Source organism: Aeromonas sp. 82P (assembly GCF_051919365.1).
Lineage (GTDB): Bacteria > Pseudomonadota > Gammaproteobacteria > Enterobacterales > Aeromonadaceae > Aeromonas > Aeromonas veronii.
In genome coordinates, this window is record NZ_JBQBEV010000001.1 from 1,468,493 (window position 1) to 1,494,390 (window position 25,898).

Below are 25,898 nucleotides of genomic sequence, written 5' to 3' on the forward strand. Positions count from 1 at the left end.
TAGGTGAGAGCGGTGGGCGCCCATATAGTTGCCCCCATTGCGACGCGCTGCGTTGCTACCTTTGTGACCACCTTGGCTCCGCCCACTCTTGCCCTATGTTGCTGCCATCTGGCGGGCCACTCTGTTATGGAGCATCCATGCCTGTTTTCCTGTTGTGCACCTTTCTGATGATCATTCTCTATCCGGTCGGGATCGATCTCTATCTGGTGGCGGTGCCCCGGATTGCCGATACCCTGCAGGCGAGCGAGGCGCAGATCCACACCGCCTTCTCCAGCTATCTGTTCGGCATGGCGGCGACCGTGCTGCTGGGCGGAATGATTGCCGATCGCTACGGGCGGCGCTGGGTGGTGCTCGGGGGCGCCCTGATTTTTGTCCTCGCCTCGCTGGTGGCAGGCAATGCGGAGGGGATTGGCCAGTTCTATTTCGGCCGTTTCTGGCAGGGAGTCGGGGCGGGGGCGCTCTATATCATGACCTTTACCGTGCTGCGGGATGTGCTGAGTCAGGAGCGGCTGGCGATGGCACTTTCAATGATTAACGGGGTCATCTGCGTGATCCCGGTACTGGCGCCGGTGCTCGGTTACCTTATCCTGTCCCATTTTGACTGGCGCGGGATCTTCGTGGCGATGGCGCTGGTGGCGGCCATCAGCGGTCTGGTGAATTTGTTGCTGCTCAAGGAGACCCGCCCAGCACGGCAACCGGGGAGTAGCGCGGCGCTGCCCTTTGCCCTACTGCGCTCGCCGCGCTTTATGCTGCTCTCCCTGCTGACCAGTGTCAGCGTGACCTCTATTTTGGTCTATGTCAGCGTCTCGCCGCTGATCCTGATGAAGGAGTTTGGCTTCACCACCGAGCAGTACTCCATCGTGATGATGGTGATGGCCGGCGTGAGTATGTCCACCTCCTTCCTGACGCCCCTGCTGTTGCGCTGGTTGGGCAAACAGAAAGTGCTGGCTGTGTCTCATCTCTCCTATCTGCTGGCTGCGTGCTCACTGATCGGCAGCTGGCAGGCGGGGGGCGATATCCATCTGTTGCTGCCGGGGTTTGCGTTGGTCTGTGTCGGCTTCTCCTGTGGCTTCGGGGTGGCGATGGGGGAGGCGCTCGATGGTTGTCAACACAATGTGGCCTTTGCCAGCGCGGTGCTCTGCATCATGCAGATCAGCCTCTCCGGCCTCTATATCTGGCTGCTGGGCCAACTTGGCTTTGCCCCGACCGAAATGCTGATCTGCGCCCTGCTGCTGGCACTGCTCAGTTACCTGGCTGTCAAAGGGCTGTTACCATGGCTCGCGCTTCGTGAAGCGCGGTCGCAGGGCTGATGGAAGATGAGAGGGGATATGCGCAATCTGGGTGAACTCGATTTAAACCTGCTGGTGGTGTTCAAGTACCTGATGCAGGAGCGCAGTGTGGCAGGGGCGGCCAAAAAGCTCTGTGTCACTCCGTCAGCGGTGAGCAAGTCTCTGGCCAAATTGCGGGAGTGGTTTGACGATCCCCTGTTTGTGCGGGTACGGCAGGGATTGCAGCCCACCAACCTCTCCCTGACCCTGGAGGAGGAGCTGAAGGTCTGGTTCCAGCTCACCGACAGCATCACCTCGCTCAATAGCGAGGCGATCCCCGACGGTGCCCGCTTCACGCTGGTGATGGAGTCCCCCTTCTACATCAGCTTCCTGAGCGATCTGCCCATGACCATCTACCAGAAGTACCCCAACTCGGTGGTCAGGATGCTGGGGTGGGATCACCACTCCCTCAACGATATCGTCAATGGCGATGCGGATCTCGGCTTTTGTGCCCGCGAGACCCATGGCCGTTCCCGGGCCAAGGTCAACCGCTTGCCCTACTACATCGATCACGAGGTGCTGTTCACCGATCGCCCGGTGGTTTTTCTGCGCAAGGATCACCCCTTGCTCCAGCAGAAGTGGTCGCTGGAGAACTTTCTGGCCTGCCCCCAGATCAGCATGGTGTGGGAAGCGAACGATACCTGGGCCCTCGACAGTCTGCTGGAGGACGAGGGGCTGAAGCGGGAGGTGCCCATCATGGTCTCAAGCTTCGAGCAGGCGCTGCATATTGCCTCCCAGTCGAGCCACGAGCTGATAGCGGTGGCGCCCTCTTACTGTGGTGGTTATGCCAGTCGGCATCACGGCAATCTGATCGCCATGCCGCTGCCGCTCCCCGAGAAGCTCTACGCCCAGCTGGAGATCGCCTTCATCTTGCTGTGGCACAAGCGGCACAATCAGGATGCCAAGGTGATGTGGCTGCGCAACGAGATCCGGCGACTCTACAACGATGAATCGCCACGCTAATGTGGCCGTGACGGTGCCCATCGATCAGCCGGAGCCATCTGCTCCGGCTTTTTGTTGTCGCAGCGTCCGGATGAGTGGGCTTTTGCACGACTTAAGTGCCGAGTTCGGGTTCAACTGTGTGCCATTCAACTCTCTTTATGCACAGATTGGCCTTGGTTGCACGTCTCGAGTGAAGCTCTTTTCACGAAAAAAATTCATGTGGTTTCATTAGAAAACTTCACTGATGGTCACTTTTAAAGTGTGATCGACCATTAAGTTCCTGTATTTGCAGTGATATAGCATGACACCCCTTGGAGTGGCGGGGTTAGATAGCGCCTGCGTAGGTGACTGCCAGTAGAGCGCGGCGTGAGCCAGCCCCACAGGTCGTCTGTGGCCGTGTCATGCCCCAGCTATCTGGCCACCAGCCATGAGTGACGGAGCAGAGGGGAATAAGCAAAACCGGCTTGAGTGAAGGGATGCAGCAAAGGTAGCACCTGGAGCCGGTAACTGTACTGGGAGACGCCACTCACCATCCCCCGATAACCCGTAATTGAAACCGGCTAGATGAAAAACACCTTTCATCGAACGGGGCGTGTGCACCCGAAAATAGCCAGATTGGCAGGCTGACTGTGCTCCCCGTTATAGCAATGGCGGGCAAAAAAATAGTGCGGTAGCCACCACCAGATTAATAAAAATAAATCTCAGCAAAGGCAGGTTGATATGCGTCCAGCAACAGCACCCACAGGGTTGTTACAACAGCCCAAACCCTTCTTTATGATATTTTTCGTCGAACTCTGGGAGCGCTTCGGTTATTACGGCGTGCAGGGGATCCTGGCGGTCTTCTTTGTGCAACAACTGGGATTTTCCCAAGAGCAATCCTTTATTACCTTCGGTGCCTTCTCGGCGCTGGTATATGGCCTGATCTCGGTCGGTGGCTATGTCGGTGACCATGTGCTCGGCACCAAGCGCACCATGGTGCTGGGGGCCGTGGCGCTGGTGATAGGCTACTTTATGACCGGCCTCTCTATCTACAATCCCGACCTGATTTTCTATGCGCTGGGCACCATTGCAGTTGGTAACTGCCTGTTCAAGGCCAATCCGGCCAGCCTGCTTTCAAAATGCTACCAGCCAAAAGATCCGCGGCTGGATGGGGCTTTTACCCTGTTCTATATGTCGATCAATATCGGCTCCCTTATTTCCCTCTCGCTCGCTCCGGTGATTGCCGATCACTACGGCTATACCGTGACCTATAACCTGTGCGGGGTGGGACTGATTATTGCGCTGCTCACCTTCTTTGCCTGCCGCAATATGGTCAAGGATATTGGCTCCGAGCCGGATCACCTGCCACTGAATTACAGCAAGCTGCTGCTGGTTATATTGGGCTCGGTAGCCATGGTCTTCTTCTGCGCCTGGCTGATGCACCACGTGGTGATCGCCAACATGGTGCTGATGACGGTGACCATCGCCGTGGTGATATTCTTTTTTCGCGAGGCATTCAGGCTCGATACCGTGGGCCGCAACAAGATGTATGTGGCCTTCGTGCTGATGCTGGAGGCGGTGCTCTTCTATGTGCTGTATGCCCAGATGCCGACGTCTCTCAACTTCTTTGCCATCAACAACATGCACCACGAAATGCTGGGCATGAGCGTTAACCCGGTCAGCTTCCAGGCGCTCAACCCCTTCTGGGTGGTGGTGGGTAGCCCGGTACTCGCGATGATCTATACCCGGATGGGCAGCAAGGGGCGGGATCTCACCATGCCGCTCAAGTTCACTCTCGGGATGTTCTTCTGCTCGCTGGGCTTTCTGACGGCGGCGGCATCCGGCTGGTGGTTTGCCGATGAGCAGGGGCTGACCTCCCCCTGGTTTATGGTGCTTATCTACCTGTTCCAGAGTCTGGGCGAGCTGATGATCAGTGCGCTGGGACTGGCGATGGTCGCCGCGCTGGTGCCACAACGCCTGATGGGCTTCATTCTCGGAATGTGGTTCCTGACTCAGGCGATGGCGTCCCTGCTGGGTGGCTATGTGGCGACCTTTACCGCCGTGCCGCAAGGGATGACGGATCCGATGCAAACTTTGCCCATTTACACCGGCGTATTTGGCAAGATCGGGATGGCGACCCTGCTGATTGCGGTAGTGATGGGGCTGATGGTGCCCTGGCTGAACCGGATGATGAATGCGAACCCGACAGAGGCCGAAGGGCTGGTGCCAGGTCAGTCACAGGCGTAATGAGAGGATAGTGCGAGACAAGGCAAGGGCGGCGACCCTTGCCTTTTTGTTGATGGTTTAGTTGTACTGCTCTTCCATCCAGGCTTCGACGATCAACTGCGCCGAGACCCCGTCCACACTGCCTTTTTCCAGCGCGCGATAGCCGCCTCGCTCAAACAGGCGGGCGCGGGCATCTGTGGTGGTGAGTCGCTCATCCTTGAACTCGACCGGTTTGCCGAAGCGACCGTGCAGGCGATTGCCAAACTTGCGGGCACGAACCGTGATCTCCTGATCGGTGCCATCCATGTTCAGGGGCAGGCCGACAATGAGCAGATCCGGTTGCCACTCCTTGAGCAGCTTCTCGATTTCGTCCCAGTTGGGGATGCCGTCATTGGCCTTGAGGGCGCGCAAGGGACGGGCAGTGCCGGTCAGCTCCTGGCCGATGGCAACGCCAATGCTCTTGGTGCCGTAGTCAAAGCCCATGATACTGCGTGATGACATGAAAAAATCCTCGAAATACAACGCAATATGCGTCGCAGGGGTTAGCTGTGGCCGACATCGCTTGATAGGTGGATCGGGTTAACCCCGATGCTGGCCGCAGCTTGCTGCCACCGCTTGTGGATGGGGGTTTTGAATATAAGGTCAGGATTGGGAGGGATCACCAGCCAGGCGCCATCAACCAGCTCCTGTTCCAGCTGTCCGGCACTCCAGCCAGCGTAACCAAGCGCCACCAGCCAATGATCGGGAGCCTCACTCGTACCCAGGGTTTCCAGTATATCCTTTGAAGTGGTCACCATCATTTCGTCCCCCACCTGCATCGTGGAGCCGAAACCGGGGCGGAAGCTGTGCAGTACAAAGCCACGATCGGCGTGCACCGGCCCCCCTTGCACCACCGGCTGCTTGAGTTCCGCAACGGTCGGGGGAGTGAGCTTGAGCTGGGTCAGCATGGCCTCAACGGACATGTCGACCGGGATGTTGACGACCAGCCCCATGGCGCCCTCTTCGTTGTGTTCGCACAAGTAGACCAGCGAACGCTCGAAGTAGGGGTCCGAGAGGCTTGGCATGGCAAGAAGAAAGTGATTTTGCAGTGTTTGCATATGGGCCAGATATTGCAAAGGTATTTGAGGTCAATTATGGCAGTTGATCCCCATGGGAAAAACCGCTTTTTGGGCTGGGCGAGATCCCGCCCCTTTCCGGATTGCTTTGAAACAGAGAGGGTGGCGCCGGGCCACCCTCTCTGTTTTCGGGCTTGTCGGGGGCGGGTTACCCCTGAACAGGCCGGTTTAGCCTGCCTGGCGATTATTTGCCCAGCCGACGCTCGATGGCATCCATCAGCATGCCGGTGATGTGTACATCGAAGGCCGCTTCAATCTCGCGAATGCAGGTCGGGCTGGTGACGTTAATCTCGGTCAGCCGATCGCCGATGATGTCGAGACCGACGAAGATAAGGCCCTTCTCTTTCAACGTCGGGCCCACCGCACGGGCGATGGCCCAGTCGGCTTCGCTCAGGGGGCGCGCTTCACCACGGCCGCCAGCAGCCAGATTGCCACGGGTCTCGCCTTGCGCCGGAATACGGGCCAGACAGTAGGGAACCGGTTCGCCATCCACCACCAACACCCGCTTGTCGCCATCCTTGATGGCGGGCAGATAGGTCTGCGCCATGCAGTACTGGCTGCCGTGGGCGGTCAGGGTCTCGATAATCACGCCGACGTTGGCGTCATCTTCCTTCATGCGGAAGATGGAGGCGCCGCCCATGCCGTCCAAGGGCTTCAAGATCACGTCTTTGTGCTTAGCGTGGAAGGCGCGCAGCTTGTCGGCGCGGCGGGTCACCAGCGTGGTCGGGGTGTGCTCGGCAAACCAGGCGGTGTAGAGCTTCTCGTTGGCGTCACGCAGGCTCTGCGGCTTGTTGACGATAAGGCAACCCTCATCCTCGGCCCGCTCCAGCATATAGGTGGCGTAGATAAATTCGGTGTCGAACGGCGGATCCTTGCGCATCAGGATCACATCGAGGTTGGAGAGGGGCTGGTCCACCACCTCGCCCAGGGTGTACCAGTCGGCATAGTCATATTTGACGGTGAGCGGGCGCATGGTGCCAAAGGCGCGACCGGCTTCCATGTAGAGATCCTTCATCTCCAGATAGAAGAGCTCATAGCCGCGCTTTTGCGCCTCTTCGAGCATGGCAAAGCTGGAATCTTTCTTGATGTTGATGGCCGAGATGGGGTCCATCACGATGCCGAGTTTAATGGTCATCCGCTGTTCCTTTTTAGTGGCTCGATAGGGTTGTAGGGTCGATTAGCGCAGCGTAATCGGCCGCTTGAGGCTGCGTCGATGCAGCCATGGGGCTGATTGATGCGGCCGATAGTATCAAGCTAGATCGCCAAAGCGGCACTGCAGCGCAGTAATCGCAGTCAGGGCGGCGGTTTCGGTGCGCAGCACCCGCGGCCCCAGCAGCATCTCTTTGAAATCTTCCTGCACGGTACGGGCGATCTCGTCGCTCGACAAGCCCCCTTCCGGGCCAATCAGCAGGCGCACGCCGTGCTCGGGAACGGGCAGGGTGTTGATGCTGTACTCGGCGCGCGGGTGCAGGTTGAGCTTGAGCTCTTTGGTCTCTTCCGCCAGCCAGGCGTCCAGCTCCATCGGCATGCGCACCTCTGGCACCACGTTGCGGCCGCACTGTTCGCAGGCGCTGATCACCACCTTCTGCCACTGTTCGCGCTTCTTCTCCAGCCGATCGGCCGGCAGCTTGACGCCGCAGCGCTCGGAGAAGAGTGGGGTGATGCAGGTGACGCCCAGCTCAACCGATTTCTGGATGGTGAAGTCCATCTTGTCGCCGCGGCTGATCACCTGACCCAAGTGGATGGCCAGCGGTGACTCCACTGATTGGACGTCGCAGCTGTCGATGGTCACTTCCACCGACTTTTTGCCGACGCTGGCGATGGTGGCGGGATATTGATTGCCATCGCCGTTGAACAGCTCGAGCTGCTGGCCCGGCTGCATGCGCAGTACCCGGCCGATATGGTTGGCGCCGTCTTCCGACAGGGCGATGGTCTGGCCAACTTGCAGGGTGGCCGGTTCATAGATACGTGGAATGCGCATGGCTGCTTGTCAGTCTCTTGCTTGGAAACCCTTTATATCCTGCGGCGAGCAAGGCTCACGCTGCGGTGAAGAAGGGTTTCATGATAGGAGGGGCGATCCCCCTCCCTGGTCAAATGGGGTTATTGGCACTGCTTTTCAATAAAGGGATTGGTATTGCCCTGCAGCTTGCCGATGCGGCGGTTGCGCTCGCACTCCCAACCCTCTGCCGGGTACTGGCGATCCCAGGCTTCAAACAGTTTACGCTGTTGCGCTGCCAGACGCAGCCCATACTGCTGGCTCATGTAGAGGTAGGCACGGGCAATCTGGCCCCGCACCGGCCCCTTGGGCGGTTGCACCCGACGATCCTTGAAATCCACCAGCATCTGGCACTGGCCGTACTGATCCGGCTTGCCGTTCCAGTCGGAGAAGCGGTAGTTGGCCCGATCGCCGTTCACCTCGCCAATGGCGGGGAAGAGGTTGTGCATGTCCCCCTCCATCTTGTTGAACTCGGGGCTCGCTTTTTCGCAATTCTTGCGACCGCCATCCTGCCAGCATTGCAGCTGGTGGCCGAACTCCCAGGCTGGGACCACGTGTTCCCACTCGATGCGGGCGGCGCGCTTGGCCTGCTTGCGCGGCTCATAACCGCAACTGGCGAGATCCGGGCTCATTTTCTTGCCCTGATAGTCGATGTCACAGCCGCAGTAGAAGGTGGTGACCGCAGGCTGACTGCGATAGAGCTTCACCAGATCCTGCTTGGCTTCACGAAAGGTCTGGGCGTGCAGGGGTGCGCTAAGCAGCGGCAAACCGGCCAGCAGGGTCAGGGCGAGGGAGGAGATGAAACGCATGGGATTCCTTGCAAACGGGATGATTGACGAACGATGGCGGGCACCCTACCACAGGGGCGCGACACAAGTTGGCTTACTGCTCTGGCTCCGGCCGTTCCCGCTCCAGCGGCTGCTTGCAGCGACGACAGTGATAGCGGGCCTCGCCACGCACCACCTTGTTGTGGCGGCGAATAGAGAGCTGATGCTGCTGGCAGTGACAGCGATAGGGCACGGTGCGTTGCGCCAGTACCGCCAGATCGAAGCTGTGGGTGGTTCTGGGCTCAAGGCCGAACACCTCCCGCATCACCGATTGCCACTGGCGGCCGTGGGGTAGCACCCGGTTTTTGCCGCGCCCTTCACCCCACAGGGCATAGACCAGCAGATGGGCCACCTCGTGGGGCACCACCTCATCCAGAAACGCCTGCTGGTTGGCCTGATAGAGGGCGGGATTGAAGCGCAGCTCCCAGGTTTGCAGCCGCGCCGATCCCGCCGCCCGGCCCCGCATATTGCAGTAGATCCGCGGGCGGGGGAAGGTGCGGCCAAGGCGCGCCTCGGCCTGCACAAAGCAGGCTTCTACGCGTTGTTGCAGCAGGGCGACAAGCTGGGCAGGAGTGGCAGACATCAACATCTCGTCAGATAGCGGATAAGCAAAAGGGGAGCCAGGCTCCCCTTTTATTACAACAGCGAGCCTTACAGGCCAGCGGCGGAACGCAGCAGTTCGGCCTTGTCGGTCTGCTCCCACGGGAACTCGTCGCGACCGAAGTGACCGTAGGCAGCGGTAGCCTGGTAGATCGGACGCTTCAGATCCAGCATTTCGATCAGACCATACGGGCGCAGTTCGAAGTGCTCGCGCACCAGCTTGACCAGCAGCTCCTCGGCGACCTTGGCAGTACCGAAGGTCTCGACGCTGATGGAAGTCGGCTCGGCCACGCCGATGGCGTAGGAGATCTGGATTTCACAGCGATCGGCCAGACCGGCGGCAACGATGTTTTTGGCAACGTAGCGGGCGGCGTAGGCAGCGGAGCGGTCAACCTTGGACGGATCCTTACCGGAGAAGGCGCCACCACCGTGACGAGCCATGCCGCCGTAGGTGTCGACGATGATCTTGCGACCGGTCAGACCGCAGTCACCCATCGGGCCGCCGATAACGAAACGGCCGGTCGGGTTGATGAAGTATTTGGTGTCCTTGTTGACCCACTCGGCCGGCAGCACCGGCTTGATGATCTCTTCGCGTACTGCTTCAACCAGATCTTTGTGGCTGATGGATTCAGCGTGCTGGGTAGAGAGTACTACCGCATCCACACCGATGATCTTGCCTGCGTCGTCGTAGGCGAAGGTCAGCTGGCTCTTGGCATCCGGACGCAGCCACGGCAGGGTGCCGTTCTTGCGCACTTCAGCCTGACGCTTCACCAGCAGGTGAGAGTAGGTGATGGGGGCTGGCATCAGCACGTCGGTTTCGTTGGTGGCGTAGCCGAACATCAGGCCCTGGTCGCCAGCGCCCTGCTCCAGCGGATCGCTGCGGTCAACGCCTTGGTTGATATCCGGGGACTGCTTGCCGATGGCGTTCAGCACGGCGCAGGAGTCAGCGTCGAAGCCCATGTCGGAGTGGGTGTAGCCGATTTCACGTACGGTATCACGCACGATCTCTTCGATATCAACCCAGGCAGAGGTGGTTACTTCGCCGGCCACCATGACCATACCGGTCTTGACCAGGGTCTCACAGGCAACGCGTGCCTTGGTATCTTGCTTGAGGATGGCGTCCAGTACCGCATCGGAGATCTGGTCCGCAATCTTGTCGGGATGGCCTTCGGAGACCGACTCGGAAGTAAACAGCTTTGCCATGATAAGAGTCTCAGCTTGTCTGGGTTATCGCCACAGCAATAACCGGATGAATAGGATGGTGTAGAGGTATCTACATCTGGACGTCTATTTTAATTAGCGCCCCCCGTGATTGCCAGCACTATTTTGTCGCGCAGTGTCCAATGGGTCACAAGCGGTGCTCTCCTATCCCGAAAGGGATGGAAGTCAAACGTTTTTCTCTGGTTGCTTGGGTCAATAGAGGGCAAGAAAAGCGATTGTCCTCCCAAAGCCACTTTATTCATCCAGATAATATTTGCACGCCGCGCGCCCTGCTGGGACAATAACGCGCCTTAATCTTGGCCATCAAATGAAGCAATCGCAGGAGATTCAGATGCCTTCTCGTAAAGAGCTTGCCAATGCCATTCGTGCATTGAGTATGGATGCCGTTCAAAAAGCCAACTCCGGTCACCCGGGCGCCCCCATGGGAATGGCGGATATCGCCGAAGTGCTGTGGCGTAGCCACCTCAGACATAACCCGAACAACCCCAAGTGGGCCGACCGCGACCGTTTCATTCTCTCCAACGGCCACGGCTCCATGCTGCTGTACTCCCTGCTGCACCTCTCCGGTTATGACCTCTCCATCGACGATCTGAAAAACTTCCGCCAACTGCACTCTCGCACCCCGGGTCACCCGGAGTACGGCTATGCACCGGGCGTTGAAACCACCACTGGCCCGCTGGGTCAGGGCATCACCAACGCCGTTGGTATGGCGATCGCCGAAAAAGCCATGGCTGAGCAGTTCAACCAGCCGGGCCACGATATCGTTGACCACTACACCTACGCCTTTATGGGCGACGGCTGCCTGATGGAAGGTATCTCCCACGAAGCGTGCTCCCTGGCAGGTACCCTGCAACTGGGCAAACTGATCGCGTTCTGGGATGACAACGGTATCTCCATCGACGGTCACGTAGAAGGCTGGTTCACCGACGACACCGTCAAGCGCTTCGAAGCCTACGGCTGGCACGTTATCCCGGCTGTTGACGGTCACAGCCCGGAAGCCATCAATGCCGCCATCGAAGCCGCCAAGGCCGAGACCGGCAAGCCGACTCTGATTTGCTGCCGCACCATCATCGGTTACGGTTCTCCGAACAAATCCGGTTCTCACGACTGCCACGGCTCACCGCTGGGCAACGACGAGATCGCCGCTGCTCGCGCATTCCTGAAGTGGGACCACGCGCCGTTCGTTATCCCGGCTGATATCGCTGCCGAGTGGAACGCTCAGGAGAAGGGCGCCAAGCTGGAAGCCGACTGGGCTGCCAAGTTCGCCGCCTATGAAGCCGCTCACCCGACACTGGCTGCCGAATTCAAGCGCCGTACCGCTGGCGAACTGCCGGCCAACTGGGCTGCCGAATCCGCCAAGATCATCGAAACCCTGCAAGCCAACCCGGCCAAGATCGCAACCCGTAAAGCGTCCCAGAACTCTCTGGAAGCATTCGGCAAGCTGCTGCCGGAGTTCATGGGTGGCTCCGCTGACCTGGCTCCGTCCAACCTGACCATGTGGTCCGGCTCCAAGTCTCTGACCAACGACGATGCCTCCGGCAACTACATCCACTACGGTGTACGCGAGTTCGGCATGTCCGCCATCATGAACGGTATCGCCCTGCACGGTGGTTTCATCCCCTACGGCGCTACCTTCCTGATGTTTATGGAGTACGCCCGCAACGCCCTGCGCATGGCCGCCCTGATGAAGCAGCGCGCTATCTTCGTTTACACCCACGACTCCATCGGTCTGGGCGAAGATGGCCCGACTCACCAGCCGGTTGAGCAGATCGCCTCCCTGCGTCTGACTCCGAACATGAGCACCTGGCGTCCGTGTGACCAGGTTGAATCTGCCATCGCCTGGAAACACGCCATCGAGCGTACCGACGGCCCGACCTCTCTGATCTTCTCTCGTCAGAATCTGGCCCAGATGGATCGTACTGCCCAGCAGCTGGCCGACACCGCCAAGGGTGGTTACGTGCTGAAGGATTGCGCCGGTACTCCGGAGCTGATCCTGATCGCCACCGGTTCCGAAGTGGAACTGGCCGTTGCCGCCTATGAGCAGCTGACTGCCAAGGGCCGTGCCGTGCGCGTGGTCTCTCTGCCGTCTACCGACGTGTTCGACGCTCAATCTGCCGAGTACAAAGAGTCCGTCCTGCCGTCCTCCGTCACCAAGCGTGTGGCCATCGAAGCCGGCATCGCTGACTACTGGTACAAGTACGTCGGTTTCGGCGGCAAGATCATCGGTATGACCACCTTTGGTGAGTCCGCCCCGGCTGAACTGCTGTTCAAGGAATTCGGCTTTACCGTGGAAAACGTGGTTGCGACCGCTGAGTCCCTGTAATAGCTAATTGCTTTGTATAGAACTGAAAAGCGCCTCCCTAGGGAGGCGCTTTTTTATTTTATAATTATTGTTGTAAATAAACAGCTGGTTTATTTACAACAATAATTGACTTGTGTGACAATAATCGGGGTGGTTATTAGAGAGTTTTCTTGGCGTGAAATCATCAATGATCGATATATTAAGTATGCTTGGTTCCTGGGTGTCAGGAATAGGTACGGTATCTGCTGTTTTGTATGCGATGGATATAAACAAGCCGCGGGTAAAAGCTCTTGTTAGTGATATTAAGTTCAATGATGAAGGTGATTTTACTATTGATATATACAATGAAAGAGCAATATCGGCACATATATCTCATATACGATTAATTCCTGCATGGTCAATGAAACATAGAAAAACTAAAAAAACTAGGTTCAGTGAAAATTCAATAATAAAAGGATCTAGCAAAAAACAATATGAGCGGCTTGATATTGAAGTGCAACCAGGTATGTACCAACAAATTAATTTATCTGCGTCATCCTTATTAAAAGCATATTGTGAGTTTTGTCCAATATCTAGAGCTGATAAGATGATGAGGATGACTAAGGCTCGTTTAGCTATATACCTAACTACTGGGTCGGTCTGTTATGTAGACTTACCAAAATCACAGTATCAAAAAATTAAAAATGCTATGTTTTTACCAGTTGAACGACGAGTAGATAGTTATACAGCGATCGACTTTCATTGGAATTTTCCATCCGATTATACTGAGGAGCATAAGGATAGTATATATAAAAGAGAACTTGATGAGTTTGAGCGGGCATCAAGACGTCATAAATACATTTTGTTACCGTTTGGTATATCAAAGGATGATTTTTGGAATAACAGATAATTTAATGTGATTTTATGTGTTGAGATTTTTCGATAGAGACTCTGTTCGCTATTTAAGTCAAAGGCATAAAGATAATGCCAATTATTCTATGTAAAATAGACCGGTCAGTAGCCGGTCTGTTTTCATTCAGTCAATATTTACCTTTACGTGTGCTTAATAGCCGTAAAACACACATCTATCGTAAGATTAGGACGTTTTTAAATATCGCTGGCCTTTATCAATCTGACTACAACGGCGCCATGGTTAATACCAGCTTGCCAATATGACGACCTGAATCCAGCAAATGGTGGGCGGCGGCGGCCTCATGCAGCGGGAAGGTCTGGTAAACCTGTGGTTTGACCTCGCCCCTTTCGATAAATGGCCAGACATGAGTTTGCAGCTGGGCGATCAGATCGGCTTTTTCCTGCGGAGTACGCGAGCGCAGGGTAGAGCCGATATGGGTCAGCCGCTTTTGCAGCATGGGAAACAGATCCAGATTGGGGGCGGCGCCCGCAATAATGCCGATCTGGACTATGCGGCCATTGATGGCGGCCGCCGCATAGTTGCGCGCGACATACTCCCCGCCAATGATATCGAGAATGATGTCGGCGCCATGGCCATCGGTGGCTGCATGCACGGCCTCGACAAAATCCTCCTCCTTGTAGAGCACGGCCACATCCGCGCCCAGCTTGATGCTGGCGGCCTGCTGCTCGGGTGAGCCGACCGTGGTGATGATTTTTGCGGCGCCAAATGCCTTGGCCAGCATGGTGGCGGTCGTGCCGATGCCGGAGGCGCCGCCATGGATCAAGATAATGTCCCCTTTTTTAAACTGGCCCCGTTCAAACATATTTGACCAGACCGTCATAAAGGTTTCCGGCAGCGCCGCGGCTTCGACAAAGCTCAATCCGGGCGGCAGGGGCAGGACATTGCTCTGGTGGGCGACGCTGTACTCGGCATAGCCGCCACCCGAAATCAGCGCTGCGACTTTGTCGCCAACCTTGAGATGCTCCACCTGCTCCCCCTTGGCGACCACGACCCCGGCGACCTCCAGCCCGGGAATATCCGATGCTCCTGCCGGAGGCGGGTAGAGCCCTTTGCGCTGCATCACATCCGGCCCATTGATGCCGGTCGCATAGTGCCGGATCAAGACCTCATCGGGCTTGGGCTCTGGTGTGGCGCGGGTGGTCAGTTGCAAGACATCGGGGCCACCTGGCTGGGTAATCTCTACCGCGCTCATGGTGGCGGGAATGGAATAGGCGTTATGCATCAGCGGCTCCTTGTAACGAGGTGATATGAGGTTCCCCGAGTGGGATGAGCACCAAGATAGTGGAGATTGCTGATGAATAAACGCAGTATTATCCCTCACCTGTAATGCAAAAATGCATTTCAACCGGGAGTCGTGATGAACTGGGATGATGCGAAAATTTTTCTGGCGTTGCATCGGGAAGGGAGCCTGAGGGGCGCCGCCCGTGTGGTCGGGGTCGATCAGGCCACCATTGGCAGGCGGATTGCCGCACTGGAGCATCGTTTGGCGGCCACGCTGTTTCTCCGTACATCCAAGGGGTATGCGCTGACCCATGTCGGAGAGATAGTGCTGGCCAGCGCCCAGCAGATGGAGCTGGCGGCCATTGATTTTGTGCGGGCGGCGCAAGGGGTCGACAACCGTCTGGTTGGGGAGGTCAGCGTGGCGACCACAGACACCCTGGGGATGGATTTTCTGATACCGGCCCTGACCGAGCTGCATCAGCGTTATCCCGATATCAGGGTCATCCTCAATACCTCGACCCAGGTGGTCAATCTGTCCCTGCGGGAAGCGGATATCGCGATCCGGACGGTGAAGCCGGACAATCCCGACCTGATTATTCGCAAGCTGGCCTCCTGGCCGGTCGGGTTGTATGCCTCCGCCGACTATCTGGCTCGCCATGGCATTCCCGAAGCGGGCACCGGTTTTGCGGGCCATTCGCTGGTGGTGTATGAGCCCCACTGGCAGAGCGCTCGCTCGCCAATGATGCTCGAAGAGGCGGCCGAGGGGGCCACGGTCGCCGCGGGGGTCAATACCAGCCTGATGCTGCGTCAGGCACTGTTGATGGGGCTGGGGCTTGGCGAGGTGGCGGTTCCGCTCGCCGCGCAAGCCGGGTTGGTGCGGGTCTGGCCCGAGCGGCAGTTACAGCAATCCTACGATGTGTGGCTGGTGACCCATCAGGATGTGCAACATGCCGCGCGGGTCAGAGCGGTCATGGATGTCATCGTCAGGGCATTTGCCGCGATGGCCTAAGTCTGTCGGGGATTCTGTTCAGGTTTTGTCGCAGCGCGGTCACACCTCTTGCCATAGTCATGGCGGTTGAGGGAAAACCCTCATTTACTTGGTCTCTGACAGTCAATACTGTGAGACCGAGTCCACCACTACTGGAGCCTGAGCCATGACCGATATGCTTGTTGACGATAAACAACCGACCCCGGATCCGGCAGAGCAGAATGCCTTCTTTCCGTCGCCCTACTCCCTGAGCCAGTTCACCTCGAGCAAATCTGACCTTGCCGGGGCCGACTATCCCGCTCCCTATCGGGAGGGGCGCTGGAAGATCCTGCTGATCGGTGCCGATGAGCGTTATCTGCCCACCGACAACGGCACCCTGTTTTCCACCGGTAACCATCCGGTCGAAACCCTGCTGCCCATGTATCACCTCGACAAGGCGGGCTTTGCCTTTGATGTGGCGACCCTCTCCGGCAATCCGGTCAAGTTCGAGTGGTGGGCCATGCCCGGCGAAGATGAAGAGGTGCTGGGGCTCTATGGCAAATATCAGGCGCAGTTCCGCCAACCGGCCAAGCTGGCCGACCTGCTGAAGCAGGCGCTGGCCGCCGACTCGGACTATATCGGCGTCTTTATTCCCGGCGGCCACGGCGCCCTGATGGGGTTGCCGCAGAGTGCCGAGGTGAAAGCGCTGCTGGAGTGGGCGATGGCCAACGATCGCTTCATCATCTCCCTCTGTCACGGGCCTGCTGCGCTGCTGGCGGTGGCCAATCCAGAGACCTTCGCGGGCTACAAGATCTGCGCCTTCCCCGACGAGCTGGATGCCCAGACCCCGGCAATTGGCTATATGCCGGGCCACCTTACCTGGAAGTTTGGCGAGAAGCTCAAAGAGATTGGCTTTGAGATCGTCAACAACGGCATCTCGGGAGAGGTGTGCCGGGATCGCAATCTGCTGACCGGTGACAGCCCGCTGGCGGGCAATAACCTCGGCAAGCTGGCCGCTACCACCTTGCTGGAGGCGGTTGCCAAGCGATGAGGTTGTCGTCGTCGCCAGCAAATGCGCTGCAGGTCGCGGTGGCGCTCGAAGGGTGTCAGCGGCTGGAGGAGATCCAGCAACTGGTGCGCGCCTTTGCCACTCCGCTGGGGTATCACCGCTTTGCGCTCTTCTCCATCAGCGCCAGCGAGGAGGGGGTGGTCGAGCACCTCTACTGGCTGGAGGGGGAGTGGTTGGAGAGCGGCGAGGCGGTCGACCTGCATGCCTATATGCGCGAGTGCCCGATGGCGATGCATATCAGGGAGCGAGACCAGCCCTTCTTCTGGAGCAAAACGGTTGGCGCCGTTGGCGAGCAGTACCGTATCGTTCGCCATCCTGAGGGGCCGGGCCGACATGGCTTGCAGGTACCCGTCTATGGGCCGTTGGGACTGGAAGGGGCGATGAGCTTTGGCGGCGATCAGATCGATGCCTGTGCCCACACTCGGGTTGGCCTTGCGCTGATCGCGGTGGCGGCTTTTCATGCTGCCCGTCGGCTGATGGAGATGCCGGTAGCGGGTCACGAGCGTGGCCTCACTGGGCGCGAGCGCGAAGTGCTGGAGTGGGTCTCCCGGGGTTGGCGCCATGCCGATATCGCCACCACCCTGAAGCTTTCGGTGCGCACGGTCGAGAACCATCTGCGCAGTGCCCGCCGTCGACTGGGGGTGGCCACCACGGCAGAGGCGGTCAGAGTAGCGATCAGGTACCGCGATATTGAGGGCTGAGGGCCACCCCTTTGTCTGGCATGTAAAAAGAGACCGGCATATAGCCGGTCTCTTTTTATTTATTGCAACCCTTACACCTGCGGCGGGGTGCTTTCGGCGTTGGACATCACTGCATCCATCTGGATTCGCGCGCCGGCCGGCAGCTCGCGCACCGCGATCACGGTGCGGGCAGGCAGGTAGGTCGGGAAGTATTTGGTGTAGACGGCGTTGACCGCATCCAGATCCGCGATATTGGCGAGCTGGATATTGACCTTGACGATATCGTCCATCACATGGCCGATGCTCTCCACAATTGCCTTGATATTGCTCAGGCACTGGGCGGTCTGCTCCTTGATGCAGCCAGCCAGGATCTTGCCGGTGGCGGGGTCAATCGGCAGCTGCGCAGAGAGATGGTTGTAGTGAGAGAAGGCGACGGTCTGGCAATGGAGCGGGCTACGCGGTGCCTTGTCAGTATTGCGGGCGCTGATCACCAGATTGTGTCTGTCTTCCACCAGTTGCGGCGGGGTGCCGTCACCGTGGGAGATGACCGCATCCATCTGCACCCGTGCCCCCATGGGCAGAGCGGCGGCACTGACTACCGAGCGGGCGGGCAGATAGGCGACGGCGCGGGCGATGGCGGAGTCGGGGAAGAAGGTGGTGTAGACCTCGTTGACGGCCTCCAGATCTGCCAGATCGGTCAGATAGACGGTCACCTTGACGATATCGTCAAACGGCACGTCGATGCTCTCCAGCACCGCCTTGATATTGCGCAGGCACTGGCCCGCCTGCTCCTTGATGCCACCGGCAACCAGCTGGCCCGAGGCGGCCTCGACCGGCAGCTGGGCACCGATATTGTTGTAGTGGGAGAAGGCCACAGTATGGGTGGAGAGCGGATTGTGCGGCGCCTTGTCACTGTTGCGGGCCAGTTTAATCAGCTGGCAGGGGGCTTGCGGGAAGGTGCCTTCGCCGTTGGAGATGATGGCATCGATCTGCACCAGCGCGCCCAGCGGCAGGGCTGCGACGGCGAGGGTGGTGCGGGTCGGCAGATAGCCCGGGAAGAATTCGCGGTAGACGGCGTTGACCGCCTCCAGATCCGCCATCTCTTTCAGGAAGATGGTCGCTTTGACCATATCGTCCATCACATGGCCGATGCTCTCGATGATTGCCTTGAGGTTGCTCAGGCACTGTCTGGCCTGCGCAGTGATATCGCCACTCACCATCTTGCCGGTGGCCGGATCGACCGGCAGCTGGGCGGAGATATTGTTGTAATGAGAAAACGCCACCGTTTGGGTGCAGGGACCCAGATCCTGGGGTGCATGGGGGGTATTTCTTGCCGACTTGATGATGGTGCCACTCATAGATATGCCTCTTTTTAATATTTGTTGTTTATTCAGGTACAGGTTTACCCCATCTTGTTGTGCGCCATGGCCACTGCGCCAGCGGCGGCATCCCCGGTTATTATTTGTGATCCACTCAATTACTGAGAGGAATAAGGGAGAAGAGGACAGGGTAGATATTTCAGACGCTGCGATTCTATGAGTGGCTATCAGGGGTTGCAAACCGCTGATTGCATTTCTATGAGATGGCTCAATGGGTGGAAATTTAATCATATTGCTATTCAATTCACCCGAAATCGCAGCCAATTCGTGTGCAAATAGTGTCGAACCGGCGGACAGCCTTGCCCTGACTGGGTTTGCTCTCCCCCTCTTCGGGATATTGGCGTGTGAATAAAGGGTTAATATTATGCGCCGATGTGCAAAGAATGCATATTATGGTGCATGGATATCTGTTTTAAGCTTTTTTAAGGGGCTATGAAAATTCCCGTGAATATGCATATCCACCTTATTAAAGATACCTCTGGAATATAATTCACGGCTTTTGCATTCCTCTCTGTTAACGATTATTCCGGCATACTCGATGACGCCTTGCTGGCAGCCGGGATCTGTTATTAACGCCATAAAATTCTATGCCATGAATTTGCACGGCGGATCTGCTCCTGCTGCACAGGAGTGGTGATCATGGCGTTGGCGTTGGCGTTGGCGTGACGGAGTGCGGGAGCTGTGGTGCTGGATGAAAGGTGGCGTTGGATGAGGGGCGGTGGTGGCAATACGAGTCTCTTCACTCCGGTTGTATCCCCCGATAGGGGGCTTGCCCCGCGTCATCGCTTTTTCCATTTTTTGCGGCTTTGTCTGATCTCCCTCTTATCTGTGGCTGGTTGTGATGATTGGGATGGTTTTCAGGGCTCGGGAACAGCCCAGGTGATTTCGCAGGAATAAAGTTCAATATATTGTTTTTAAAAGGGAATGCGTCAAAAAATGGATTTATCGACCACTTCTTATGGTTTCTTGATGAAACTGTTAATTAGTGGCGTGATTGCGAGTCAGGTCGCTTTTTTCACTCGCTATTAATCGTATGATTAATAAGGTAATCAAGGAGCCCTGACGGAGAGCATCGATGCACCGGCAGGCCATTGCCCAGGATTGGCAAACGAGATCGCGTCGCGATCATCATTACCTGACTGTGGAGGATTTATGCTGGGTTTCGTTCTGGGCGATATGTATTGTCAAACATCTGGGCAGCGGTTACCTCCTCGCCTGGGAAAGAGCTTTCCCATTCCTGCCGATTACCGACTGCGCGGCCGGGTATCCGCCGCCATCATGACCATCGAGAGCCTGCTCGATACCCCTTATCCGCAAAAGCAGTTTCGTGATCTGGTCTTTGGCGCTTTTATCGAGCGCCAGCGTCGGCTGTTTGGCGAACATGTGATTGTGGCCCGCATGGAAGGGGAGGAGGGGCTGGAACTGTCGATTGATCTCTCGTTTGTCAGCACCGCCGTACCTGTGGGCCTCTTGGCCATCTCTGAAGAGCTGGCCCTCGCCACGGCGCCGCGTCCCAAGAAGAGCCATCCCCACTACGAGGCGCTGTGCAAGGCGATCGACTGCATGGTGATGCTGATGTTTTATGGCAAGGTGATCAGCCAGCGGAATACGGTGTTGGAAAATATCGGCCATCAGTTTGGCTATCAGCCCGCGGCGACCCTGACGGCGCGCGTTGGCAAGGGTGGGGAGGATGATTACGACGCCTTCATGGTCAATATCATGACCTGTATTGCTCACTCCAATTCGCTCAAGGAGGCGCTGGAGAACGCCAGCCGGATGGGAATTCAGGAGCCCGCTTTCTTCTGCATCGTCGGGGCGATTGCCAGCACCCTGTGGGGCGTGCCCAGACAGTGGGCGTATCAGGCCTCACAGCTGATCCATCGATCCCACCACCACTACATCCAGAATCTGCTTCGCTGTGAAACCCGTGCCGGGCGGCGCCATATCAATCTGGAGCCGCCAAAGCCCCCGCTGTTTGCACCGATCCGGCAACAGGTTGTGCGTCTGTTCAAGGGGGCACACTGATCCGCAGCCCCTTGTCATCACTCAGGCGGGATAAAGCGCCCCCAGCACAGCCGGACGGCTGGCACCGGTGACGGCGGGCAGGTTGCCCGGCTTGCGGTGAACAAAGCTCATGGCCAGCCAGGCAAAGGCAGCGCCTTCCACCCAGTCGGGGGCAAGGCCCAGCTCGGCAGTGCTGGCGATGCGCCATGCAGGCAACAGGCTGGCCAACTCCTTCAGCAAGGGGGCGTTATGGGCACCGCCGCCGCAGACAAACAGCTCGGCTTTCGGCTGGCTGGCACCGACTGATTCGGGCCGGGCGGGCAGTTGGCGGGCGATGCTGTGGCAGGTGAGCGCCTGCAGGGTGCGCTGCACATCCACGGGGGCGTATGAAGTGCCAGCCAGCTCCCCATCGAGCCAATCGAGGGTAAACATCTCCCGTCCGGTGCTCTTGGGGGCGGGGGCTGCGAAATAGGGGTGAGCCAGCAGCTTCTCCAGCAGGGCCGGGATGGGCTTGCCACTGGCGGCCCATTTGCCACCGGCGTCATAGCTGCCGCCGTGGGGCTGATGGCGGCGATACCAGCCATCGAGCAGGGTGTTGGCCGGGCCGGTATCAAAACCATATACCCCGCCCGGATTGCCCGGCAGCACCGAGATATTGGCGATGCCGCCGAGGTTCAGTACCACTCGCAGGGCGCCGGGTTTGGCAAACAGCGCCTGATGGAAGGCGGGCACCAGCGGCGCCCCCTGACCACCGAGGGCCATATCCATGGTGCGAAAATCGGCGATAACGTCGATGCCGGTCAGTGCGGCCAGCAGGGCGGCATTGCCGATCTGCAGGGTAAAGCCGAGCTGGGGGCGATGGCGGATGGTCTGGCCGTGGCTGCCGATGGCGCGAATATCTTTGGGCTCAAGCCTCGCCTTGGCCAGCAGCGCGCGGGTGGCGGCGGCAAACTCTCGCGCCACCAGATTATCGGCCACGCCCATGCGGTCGATTTCGTTGTCGCCCGGGGTGCAGAGTGCATGCAGCGTGCGGGCGGTCTCTTGCGGCCAGGGGTGACAAAGCGCCGCTTCGACCCGCAGTTCATCCCCGGCGATCATCACCAGCACGGCATCAATGCCGTCCATGCTGGTTCCCGACATCAGACCGATATAGCGCTCAGCCATGGTGTCTCCTTACATTGCTGTTCGAAAATACGGTGTGCAGAGAGGGTGAAGAGGGGAACGGCTTTCATCCCATGCCACATGGCGTGGTCTTTGACATCAGACCGATATAACGCTCAACCATGTTGCATCCTCAATGCGGACCGGAAAAAGAGTGAGAGAGACAGGATAGATAAGCCCTTGCTTCCGTGCCACATGCCGCTCCCGGTTATCCATCTCATCTTATGTCTGAAGGGGGACTCATTTCAATCTGGTCACCTGGCGCGGGTTCAATAAAAGGGGCTGGCAGGGCCTTCACCCTGCCAGCCCTGATGGCTTAGTTGCCGCGACTATCCCGCTTGTTCTGGGCCAGCTGCAGCTCGGGGTTGTCGAGCTTGGCCAGTTGCGGCATCGCCAGCTTTTTGAAGTTGGCCAGCTCGCGTCCGCTCAGGGTCTCTGCCTGCGGCAGGGTGAGGGTGCGCGGGTTCTTGTGAATGCCGCCCACCACGAATTCGTAGTGCAGGTGCGGGCCGGTGACGCGGCCGGTGCCACCCAGGGTACCGATGGTCTGCCCCTGCTTGACCCGCTGCCCCTTGTTGACGGTGCGCTTGGAGAGGTGCAGGTACTTGGTCACATAGTTGCCGGCATGCTTGATAAAGACGTAGTTGCCGTTGAACTGGTTGTAACCGGCGGCCACCACGCTGCCGGAGCCCGCCGCCATGATGGGGGTGCCCACCGGCGCCACATAGTCGATGCCGTTATGGGGGCGGATCTTGCCGGTCACCGGATGGAGGCGGCGTGGGTTGAAGTTGGAGCTGATGTATTTGAAGTTGACCGGCGCGCGCAGGAAGCTCTTGCGCATCGCTTTGCCTTCCGGGGTGTAGTAGTTGCCATCTTCATTGAGCACGGCGCGGTAGGCGGTGCCCTGGTTGACGAACTCTGCCGCCAGAATATCGCCGGAGGCGACCCGCTCGTCGTCGCGGAACTTGTCTTCATAGACCACCCGGAAGCTGTCCCCCGGCTGCAAGTCCTGGGCAAAGTCGATGTCCCAGCCGAAGATGGCGGCCAAGTCCATGATCTGATCTTCGGTCATTCCCGCATCCACCGCGGCGCCCCAGAAGCTGGAGCGGATCTCCCCTTTGCTCACCTGTTCGCGGGTGTCGAGGGCGATCTTGACGTTGCGGGCGACAAAGGTCTCCTCCTTGCGGCTCACCTTGAGCGCCTGCTCCAGACTGTGGGGGTAATAGAGGCTATGCAGCTCGCCGTTCTCGGTGAGCTTGAAGGTGAGTTCCTGCCCCGGTTGCAACATCCGCAGGGGATCGCTGCCCTCGAGCTGGTCGATCAGGTGCAGATCCGTGGTGCTCAGGCCAATGCGCTGGAAGATCACCCCCATGTTGTCGCCACGGCGTACCTTCACCTGCTTGGTGATGTAGCGCGGCTTGGGCGGGGTGATAGGCTGGGCGGCTTCGGCTGGTAGCTCGTCGTTTAGCGCGTTGTCGTTGGCCGGTTCCCGCAGGGCAATTTCGTTGCCGTTTTCATCGACCCGTGTTGCTACTGCCTGTTCGCTTGGCCAGGCAGCCAGCATCATGATCATGATGCTCAAGATCAGCACCATCTTGCGGTGCCAGTGGGGGAGTGCGTTGAAGGCGTGCCAAATAACCATGAGAAGCAGATGAAGTCGGGCAGAATGGACGGATTTTACAGCCTTTCCAATTGGCCCGCCATTCCAGTAATATGTTTGGCCCTGTGGAATCGTGATGGAGAGTCAAAAAATGTCCCAGCTCGAGGTGGCGCTAGCCGAGATCAAGCGCGGAGCGGAAGAAATTCTGGTTGAAGAAGAACTTGTCGCCAAGTTGAAGGAAGGGCGCCCGCTGCGCATCAAGTTGGGCATGGACCCGACCGCCCCCGACATTCACCTGGGTCATACCGTGATCCTCAACAAGCTGAAGACCTTCCAGGATCTGGGCCATGAAGTGATCCTGCTGATCGGTGACTTCACTGCCATGGTGGGTGATCCCTCCGGCAAGAACGCCACCCGTCCGCCGCTCTCCGAAGAGGCCATCAAGCACAACGCCCTCACCTATGCCGAGCAGGCGTTCAAGATCCTCGACCCGGCCAAGACTCGCATCGAGTACAACTCGACCTGGCTAAGCGAGCTGGGGGCGACCGGCATGATCAAGCTGGCGGCCAAGCAGACCGTGGCCCGCATGATGGAGCGTGACGACTTCAAAAAGCGCTACACCGGCGGCCAATCCATCGCGATTCACGAATTCCTCTATCCGCTGCTGCAAGGCTATGACTCGGTCGCGCTGAAGGCGGACGTTGAGCTGGGTGGTACCGACCAGAAGTTCAACCTGCTGATGGGCCGAGAGCTGCAAAAAGATGCCGGCATGGCGACCCAGTGTGTGCTGATGATGCCGCTGCTGGTGGGTCTGGATGGCGTCAAGAAGATGTCCAAGTCCGCAGGCAACTACATCGGCGTTCACGACGCTCCGGGCGAGATGTTCGGCAAGATCATGTCCATCACCGATGATCTGATGTGGAACTACTACGAGCTGCTCTCCTTCCGTCCGCTGGCTGAAATCGAAGAGTTCAAGGCTGGCATCGCTGCCGGTACTCTCAACCCGCGCGACGTGAAGATCTGGCTGGCCAAAGAGATCATCGCCCGTTATCACGACGAAGCGGCGGCCGAAGCGGCCCACGAAGATTTCACCCAGCGCTTCTCCAAGAACGCCATTCCGGACGAAATGCCGGAAATCGAGCTGGCTCTGGAAGGCGAAGGTCTGGCCATTGCCAACCTGCTGAAAGAGGCCGATCTGGTGGCCACCACCTCCGAAGCGTTGCGGATGATCAAGCAGGGCGCAGTCAAGGTGGATGGCGAGAAGCTCGAAGATGGCAAGGCACTCATCGGTGCCGGTACCGCCGTCTATCAGGTCGGCAAGCGCAAGTTTGCCCGCGTGACTGTCAAATAAGCAGTACCGTCAAATAAGCAGTCGCATCAGGCAAGCTGGTCATCAAACCGGTTCAAGCTTGTTCAACAGGGCCTCCTTCGGGAGGCCTTGTCGTATCTGGGCGGCACGGATCTGGGCGATAAAGTGCCGCAGCACGGCACTGCTTGGGTGTGGTCGTGTCGCCAGACTGATACTGGTCATCATGCCGTTGCCCTCAATGGGGTGATAACTGACCCCGAGCGGGCGCAGCGCCGCCACCGAGCTGGGCACTAGAGTCACGCCAAAGCCCGCCTGCACCATGCCGACGGTAGAGATCACCTGCGGGCATTCGGGCCCCAGTATCGGCTCGAAGCCCGCCTCCCGGCAGAGACCCACGATGCCGTCATAGAGCCCGGGCCCGATGGCGTGGGGAAACAGAATAAAACTCTCGTCCTTCAGGCTGGCCAGTGGCAAGGGGCCCGGCTTGGCTTTGGGGTGGCTGGTGGGCAGGGCGATCAGCAGCGGCTCCTGCTCGATAAGGTGGTGGGCAAAGCCCTCGCTACCCCGGCAGGGGAGCCGCAAGATGGCGGCGTCCAGCCGATCGTTGCGCAGCGCCTCCACCAGTGCCGGCATGGTGCCCTCCTGCGGGCTGAGGGCTACCTCGGGGTAGCGCTCCCGATAGTCGTGCAACAGGGTCAGCACCGCAGGGTGGAGCACGGTGGAACCGGCGAAGCCGATCCTCAGCGCCCCCTGCTCGCCCCGGGCAATCCGCTTTACCTTCAGTTTTGCCGCATCGGCCAGCGCCAGGATCTGCGCCGCATCCCGATAGAGGCTTTCGCCCGCCTCAGTCAGCTCGACACTGCGGGTCAAACGGCGCAGCAGCGGGGTGCCCAGGGTCTCCTCTAGCTTGCGGATCTGCTGGCTCAGGGGCGGCTGGGCCATGTTGAGTGATTCGGCTGCGCGGGTGAAATTCTGCTTTTCAACAACGGCCATGAAGTAGCGGAGCGTACGAAGTTCCATATCGATTGAGTCTCAAAGTCATGGGATCAGCGTATTGGT

At 58.5% G+C, this 25,898-nt stretch carries 22 protein-coding genes; 10 read left to right on the forward strand and 12 right to left on the reverse strand.

Features of this window, described 5'->3' with window-relative positions; all coding sequences use genetic code 11:
• The first annotated feature begins 137 nt into the window (after positions 1–137).
• The 3 genes from ACTG2S_RS06945 to dtpB all read left to right on the forward strand — a co-directional run bounded on the left by ACTG2S_RS06945 (position 138) and on the right by dtpB (position 4,496).
• Positions 138–1,310, forward strand: coding sequence for an MFS transporter (locus ACTG2S_RS06945; RefSeq protein WP_274160235.1), 1,173 nt, complete (start codon positions 138–140; stop codon positions 1,308–1,310).
• A gap of 18 nt (positions 1,311–1,328) precedes the next feature.
• On the forward strand, positions 1,329–2,291 hold the full coding sequence (yidZ, locus tag ACTG2S_RS06950; protein ID WP_139735835.1) for an HTH-type transcriptional regulator YidZ: 963 nt from the start codon (positions 1,329–1,331) through the stop codon (positions 2,289–2,291).
• A 699-nt stretch (positions 2,292–2,990) separates the two neighbouring features.
• On the forward strand, positions 2,991–4,496 hold the full coding sequence (dtpB, locus tag ACTG2S_RS06955) for a dipeptide/tripeptide permease DtpB (protein WP_274160236.1): 1,506 nt from the start codon (positions 2,991–2,993) through the stop codon (positions 4,494–4,496).
• Between the two features lie 57 nt (positions 4,497–4,553).
• Here the strand turns inward: dtpB and ruvX are convergent, their stop codons facing one another.
• The 7 genes from ruvX to metK all read right to left on the reverse strand — a co-directional run bounded on the left by ruvX (position 4,554) and on the right by metK (position 10,216).
• Positions 4,554–4,976 carry a Holliday junction resolvase RuvX gene (gene ruvX / locus ACTG2S_RS06960; protein ID WP_274160237.1) on the reverse strand — a complete coding sequence of 141 codons (423 nt, stop codon included), beginning with the start codon at positions 4,974–4,976 and terminating at the stop codon, positions 4,554–4,556.
• A 41-nt stretch (positions 4,977–5,017) separates the two neighbouring features.
• Complete coding sequence (locus tag ACTG2S_RS06965) at positions 5,018–5,572, reverse strand: YqgE/AlgH family protein (RefSeq protein ID WP_043849418.1); 555 nt, start codon at positions 5,570–5,572, stop codon at positions 5,018–5,020.
• A gap of 202 nt (positions 5,573–5,774) precedes the next feature.
• The gene (gshB, locus tag ACTG2S_RS06970; RefSeq protein WP_040066605.1) at positions 5,775–6,725 is read right to left on the reverse strand and encodes a glutathione synthase; all 951 of its coding nucleotides are present in this window, start codon (positions 6,723–6,725) and stop codon (positions 5,775–5,777) included.
• A 114-nt stretch (positions 6,726–6,839) separates the two neighbouring features.
• Positions 6,840–7,571 (reverse strand): 16S rRNA (uracil(1498)-N(3))-methyltransferase, encoded by a 732-nt coding sequence (gene rsmE, locus ACTG2S_RS06975; RefSeq protein ID WP_005343824.1) that lies wholly within the window; start codon positions 7,569–7,571, stop codon positions 6,840–6,842.
• 119 nt (positions 7,572–7,690) lie between these two features.
• On the reverse strand, positions 7,691–8,395 hold the full coding sequence (locus tag ACTG2S_RS06980; protein WP_021229195.1) for an endonuclease: 705 nt from the start codon (positions 8,393–8,395) through the stop codon (positions 7,691–7,693).
• Between the two features lie 73 nt (positions 8,396–8,468).
• Positions 8,469–8,996: a SprT family zinc-dependent metalloprotease gene (locus ACTG2S_RS06985; protein WP_118854213.1), complete on the reverse strand. Its 528-nt coding sequence runs from the start codon at positions 8,994–8,996 to the stop codon at positions 8,469–8,471.
• Positions 8,997–9,064: 68 nt separating this feature from the next.
• Positions 9,065–10,216: a methionine adenosyltransferase gene (gene metK / locus ACTG2S_RS06990; RefSeq protein WP_005338519.1), complete on the reverse strand. Its 1,152-nt coding sequence runs from the start codon at positions 10,214–10,216 to the stop codon at positions 9,065–9,067.
• A gap of 349 nt (positions 10,217–10,565) precedes the next feature.
• Between metK and tkt the strand changes: the two genes are divergently transcribed.
• Together tkt and ACTG2S_RS07000 are read left to right on the forward strand one after the other, a co-directional pair.
• Complete coding sequence (gene tkt / locus ACTG2S_RS06995; protein ID WP_005343828.1) at positions 10,566–12,557, forward strand: transketolase; 1,992 nt, start codon at positions 10,566–10,568, stop codon at positions 12,555–12,557.
• Positions 12,558–12,723: 166 nt separating this feature from the next.
• A complete protein-coding gene (locus ACTG2S_RS07000) occupies positions 12,724–13,425 on the forward strand; it encodes a hypothetical protein (RefSeq protein WP_005358731.1) in 702 nt (233 codons plus the stop codon).
• A gap of 226 nt (positions 13,426–13,651) precedes the next feature.
• On the opposite strand, the gene ACTG2S_RS07005 is transcribed toward ACTG2S_RS07000, so the two are convergent.
• Complete coding sequence (locus ACTG2S_RS07005; protein ID WP_274160662.1) at positions 13,652–14,671, reverse strand: NAD(P)H-quinone oxidoreductase; 1,020 nt, start codon at positions 14,669–14,671, stop codon at positions 13,652–13,654.
• 135 nt (positions 14,672–14,806) lie between these two features.
• On the opposite strand from ACTG2S_RS07005, the gene ACTG2S_RS07010 reads away from it, so the two are divergent.
• The 3 genes from ACTG2S_RS07010 (at position 14,807) to ACTG2S_RS07020 (ending at position 17,407) form a co-directional block, all read left to right on the forward strand.
• On the forward strand, positions 14,807–15,679 hold the full coding sequence (locus ACTG2S_RS07010) for a LysR family transcriptional regulator (RefSeq protein ID WP_274160663.1): 873 nt from the start codon (positions 14,807–14,809) through the stop codon (positions 15,677–15,679).
• A 145-nt stretch (positions 15,680–15,824) separates the two neighbouring features.
• Complete coding sequence (gene hchA, locus ACTG2S_RS07015; RefSeq protein WP_274160664.1) at positions 15,825–16,688, forward strand: glyoxalase III HchA; 864 nt, start codon at positions 15,825–15,827, stop codon at positions 16,686–16,688.
• Positions 16,685–17,407, forward strand: a complete 723-nt coding sequence (locus ACTG2S_RS07020) for a PA1136 family autoinducer-binding transcriptional regulator (protein ID WP_139464137.1) — start codon at positions 16,685–16,687, stop codon at positions 17,405–17,407. The genes hchA and ACTG2S_RS07020 overlap by 4 nt, the downstream gene beginning before the upstream one ends.
• A gap of 71 nt (positions 17,408–17,478) precedes the next feature.
• Here the strand turns inward: ACTG2S_RS07020 and ACTG2S_RS07025 are convergent, their stop codons facing one another.
• Positions 17,479–18,744 carry a RidA family protein gene (locus ACTG2S_RS07025; RefSeq protein ID WP_429150005.1) on the reverse strand — a complete coding sequence of 422 codons (1,266 nt, stop codon included), beginning with the start codon at positions 18,742–18,744 and terminating at the stop codon, positions 17,479–17,481.
• 1,173 nt (positions 18,745–19,917) lie between these two features.
• Between ACTG2S_RS07025 and ACTG2S_RS07030 the strand changes: the two genes are divergently transcribed.
• Positions 19,918–20,790: a hypothetical protein gene (locus tag ACTG2S_RS07030; protein WP_064338528.1), complete on the forward strand. Its 873-nt coding sequence runs from the start codon at positions 19,918–19,920 to the stop codon at positions 20,788–20,790.
• Positions 20,791–20,811: 21 nt separating this feature from the next.
• Here the strand turns inward: ACTG2S_RS07030 and ACTG2S_RS07035 are convergent, their stop codons facing one another.
• Both ACTG2S_RS07035 and ACTG2S_RS07040 read right to left on the reverse strand, forming a co-directional pair.
• The gene (locus tag ACTG2S_RS07035; protein ID WP_274160665.1) at positions 20,812–21,933 is read right to left on the reverse strand and encodes an anhydro-N-acetylmuramic acid kinase; all 1,122 of its coding nucleotides are present in this window, start codon (positions 21,931–21,933) and stop codon (positions 20,812–20,814) included.
• A 313-nt stretch (positions 21,934–22,246) separates the two neighbouring features.
• Complete coding sequence (locus ACTG2S_RS07040; RefSeq protein ID WP_042081077.1) at positions 22,247–23,572, reverse strand: peptidoglycan DD-metalloendopeptidase family protein; 1,326 nt, start codon at positions 23,570–23,572, stop codon at positions 22,247–22,249.
• A gap of 109 nt (positions 23,573–23,681) precedes the next feature.
• On the opposite strand from ACTG2S_RS07040, the gene tyrS reads away from it, so the two are divergent.
• Positions 23,682–24,881 carry a tyrosine--tRNA ligase gene (gene tyrS / locus ACTG2S_RS07045; RefSeq protein WP_005347884.1) on the forward strand — a complete coding sequence of 400 codons (1,200 nt, stop codon included), beginning with the start codon at positions 23,682–23,684 and terminating at the stop codon, positions 24,879–24,881.
• A gap of 42 nt (positions 24,882–24,923) precedes the next feature.
• Here tyrS and ACTG2S_RS07050 read toward each other — a convergent pair whose 3' ends face one another.
• Positions 24,924–25,859, reverse strand: a complete 936-nt coding sequence (locus ACTG2S_RS07050) for a LysR family transcriptional regulator (RefSeq protein ID WP_043818935.1) — start codon at positions 25,857–25,859, stop codon at positions 24,924–24,926.
• Positions 25,860–25,898: the final 39 nt, after the last annotated feature.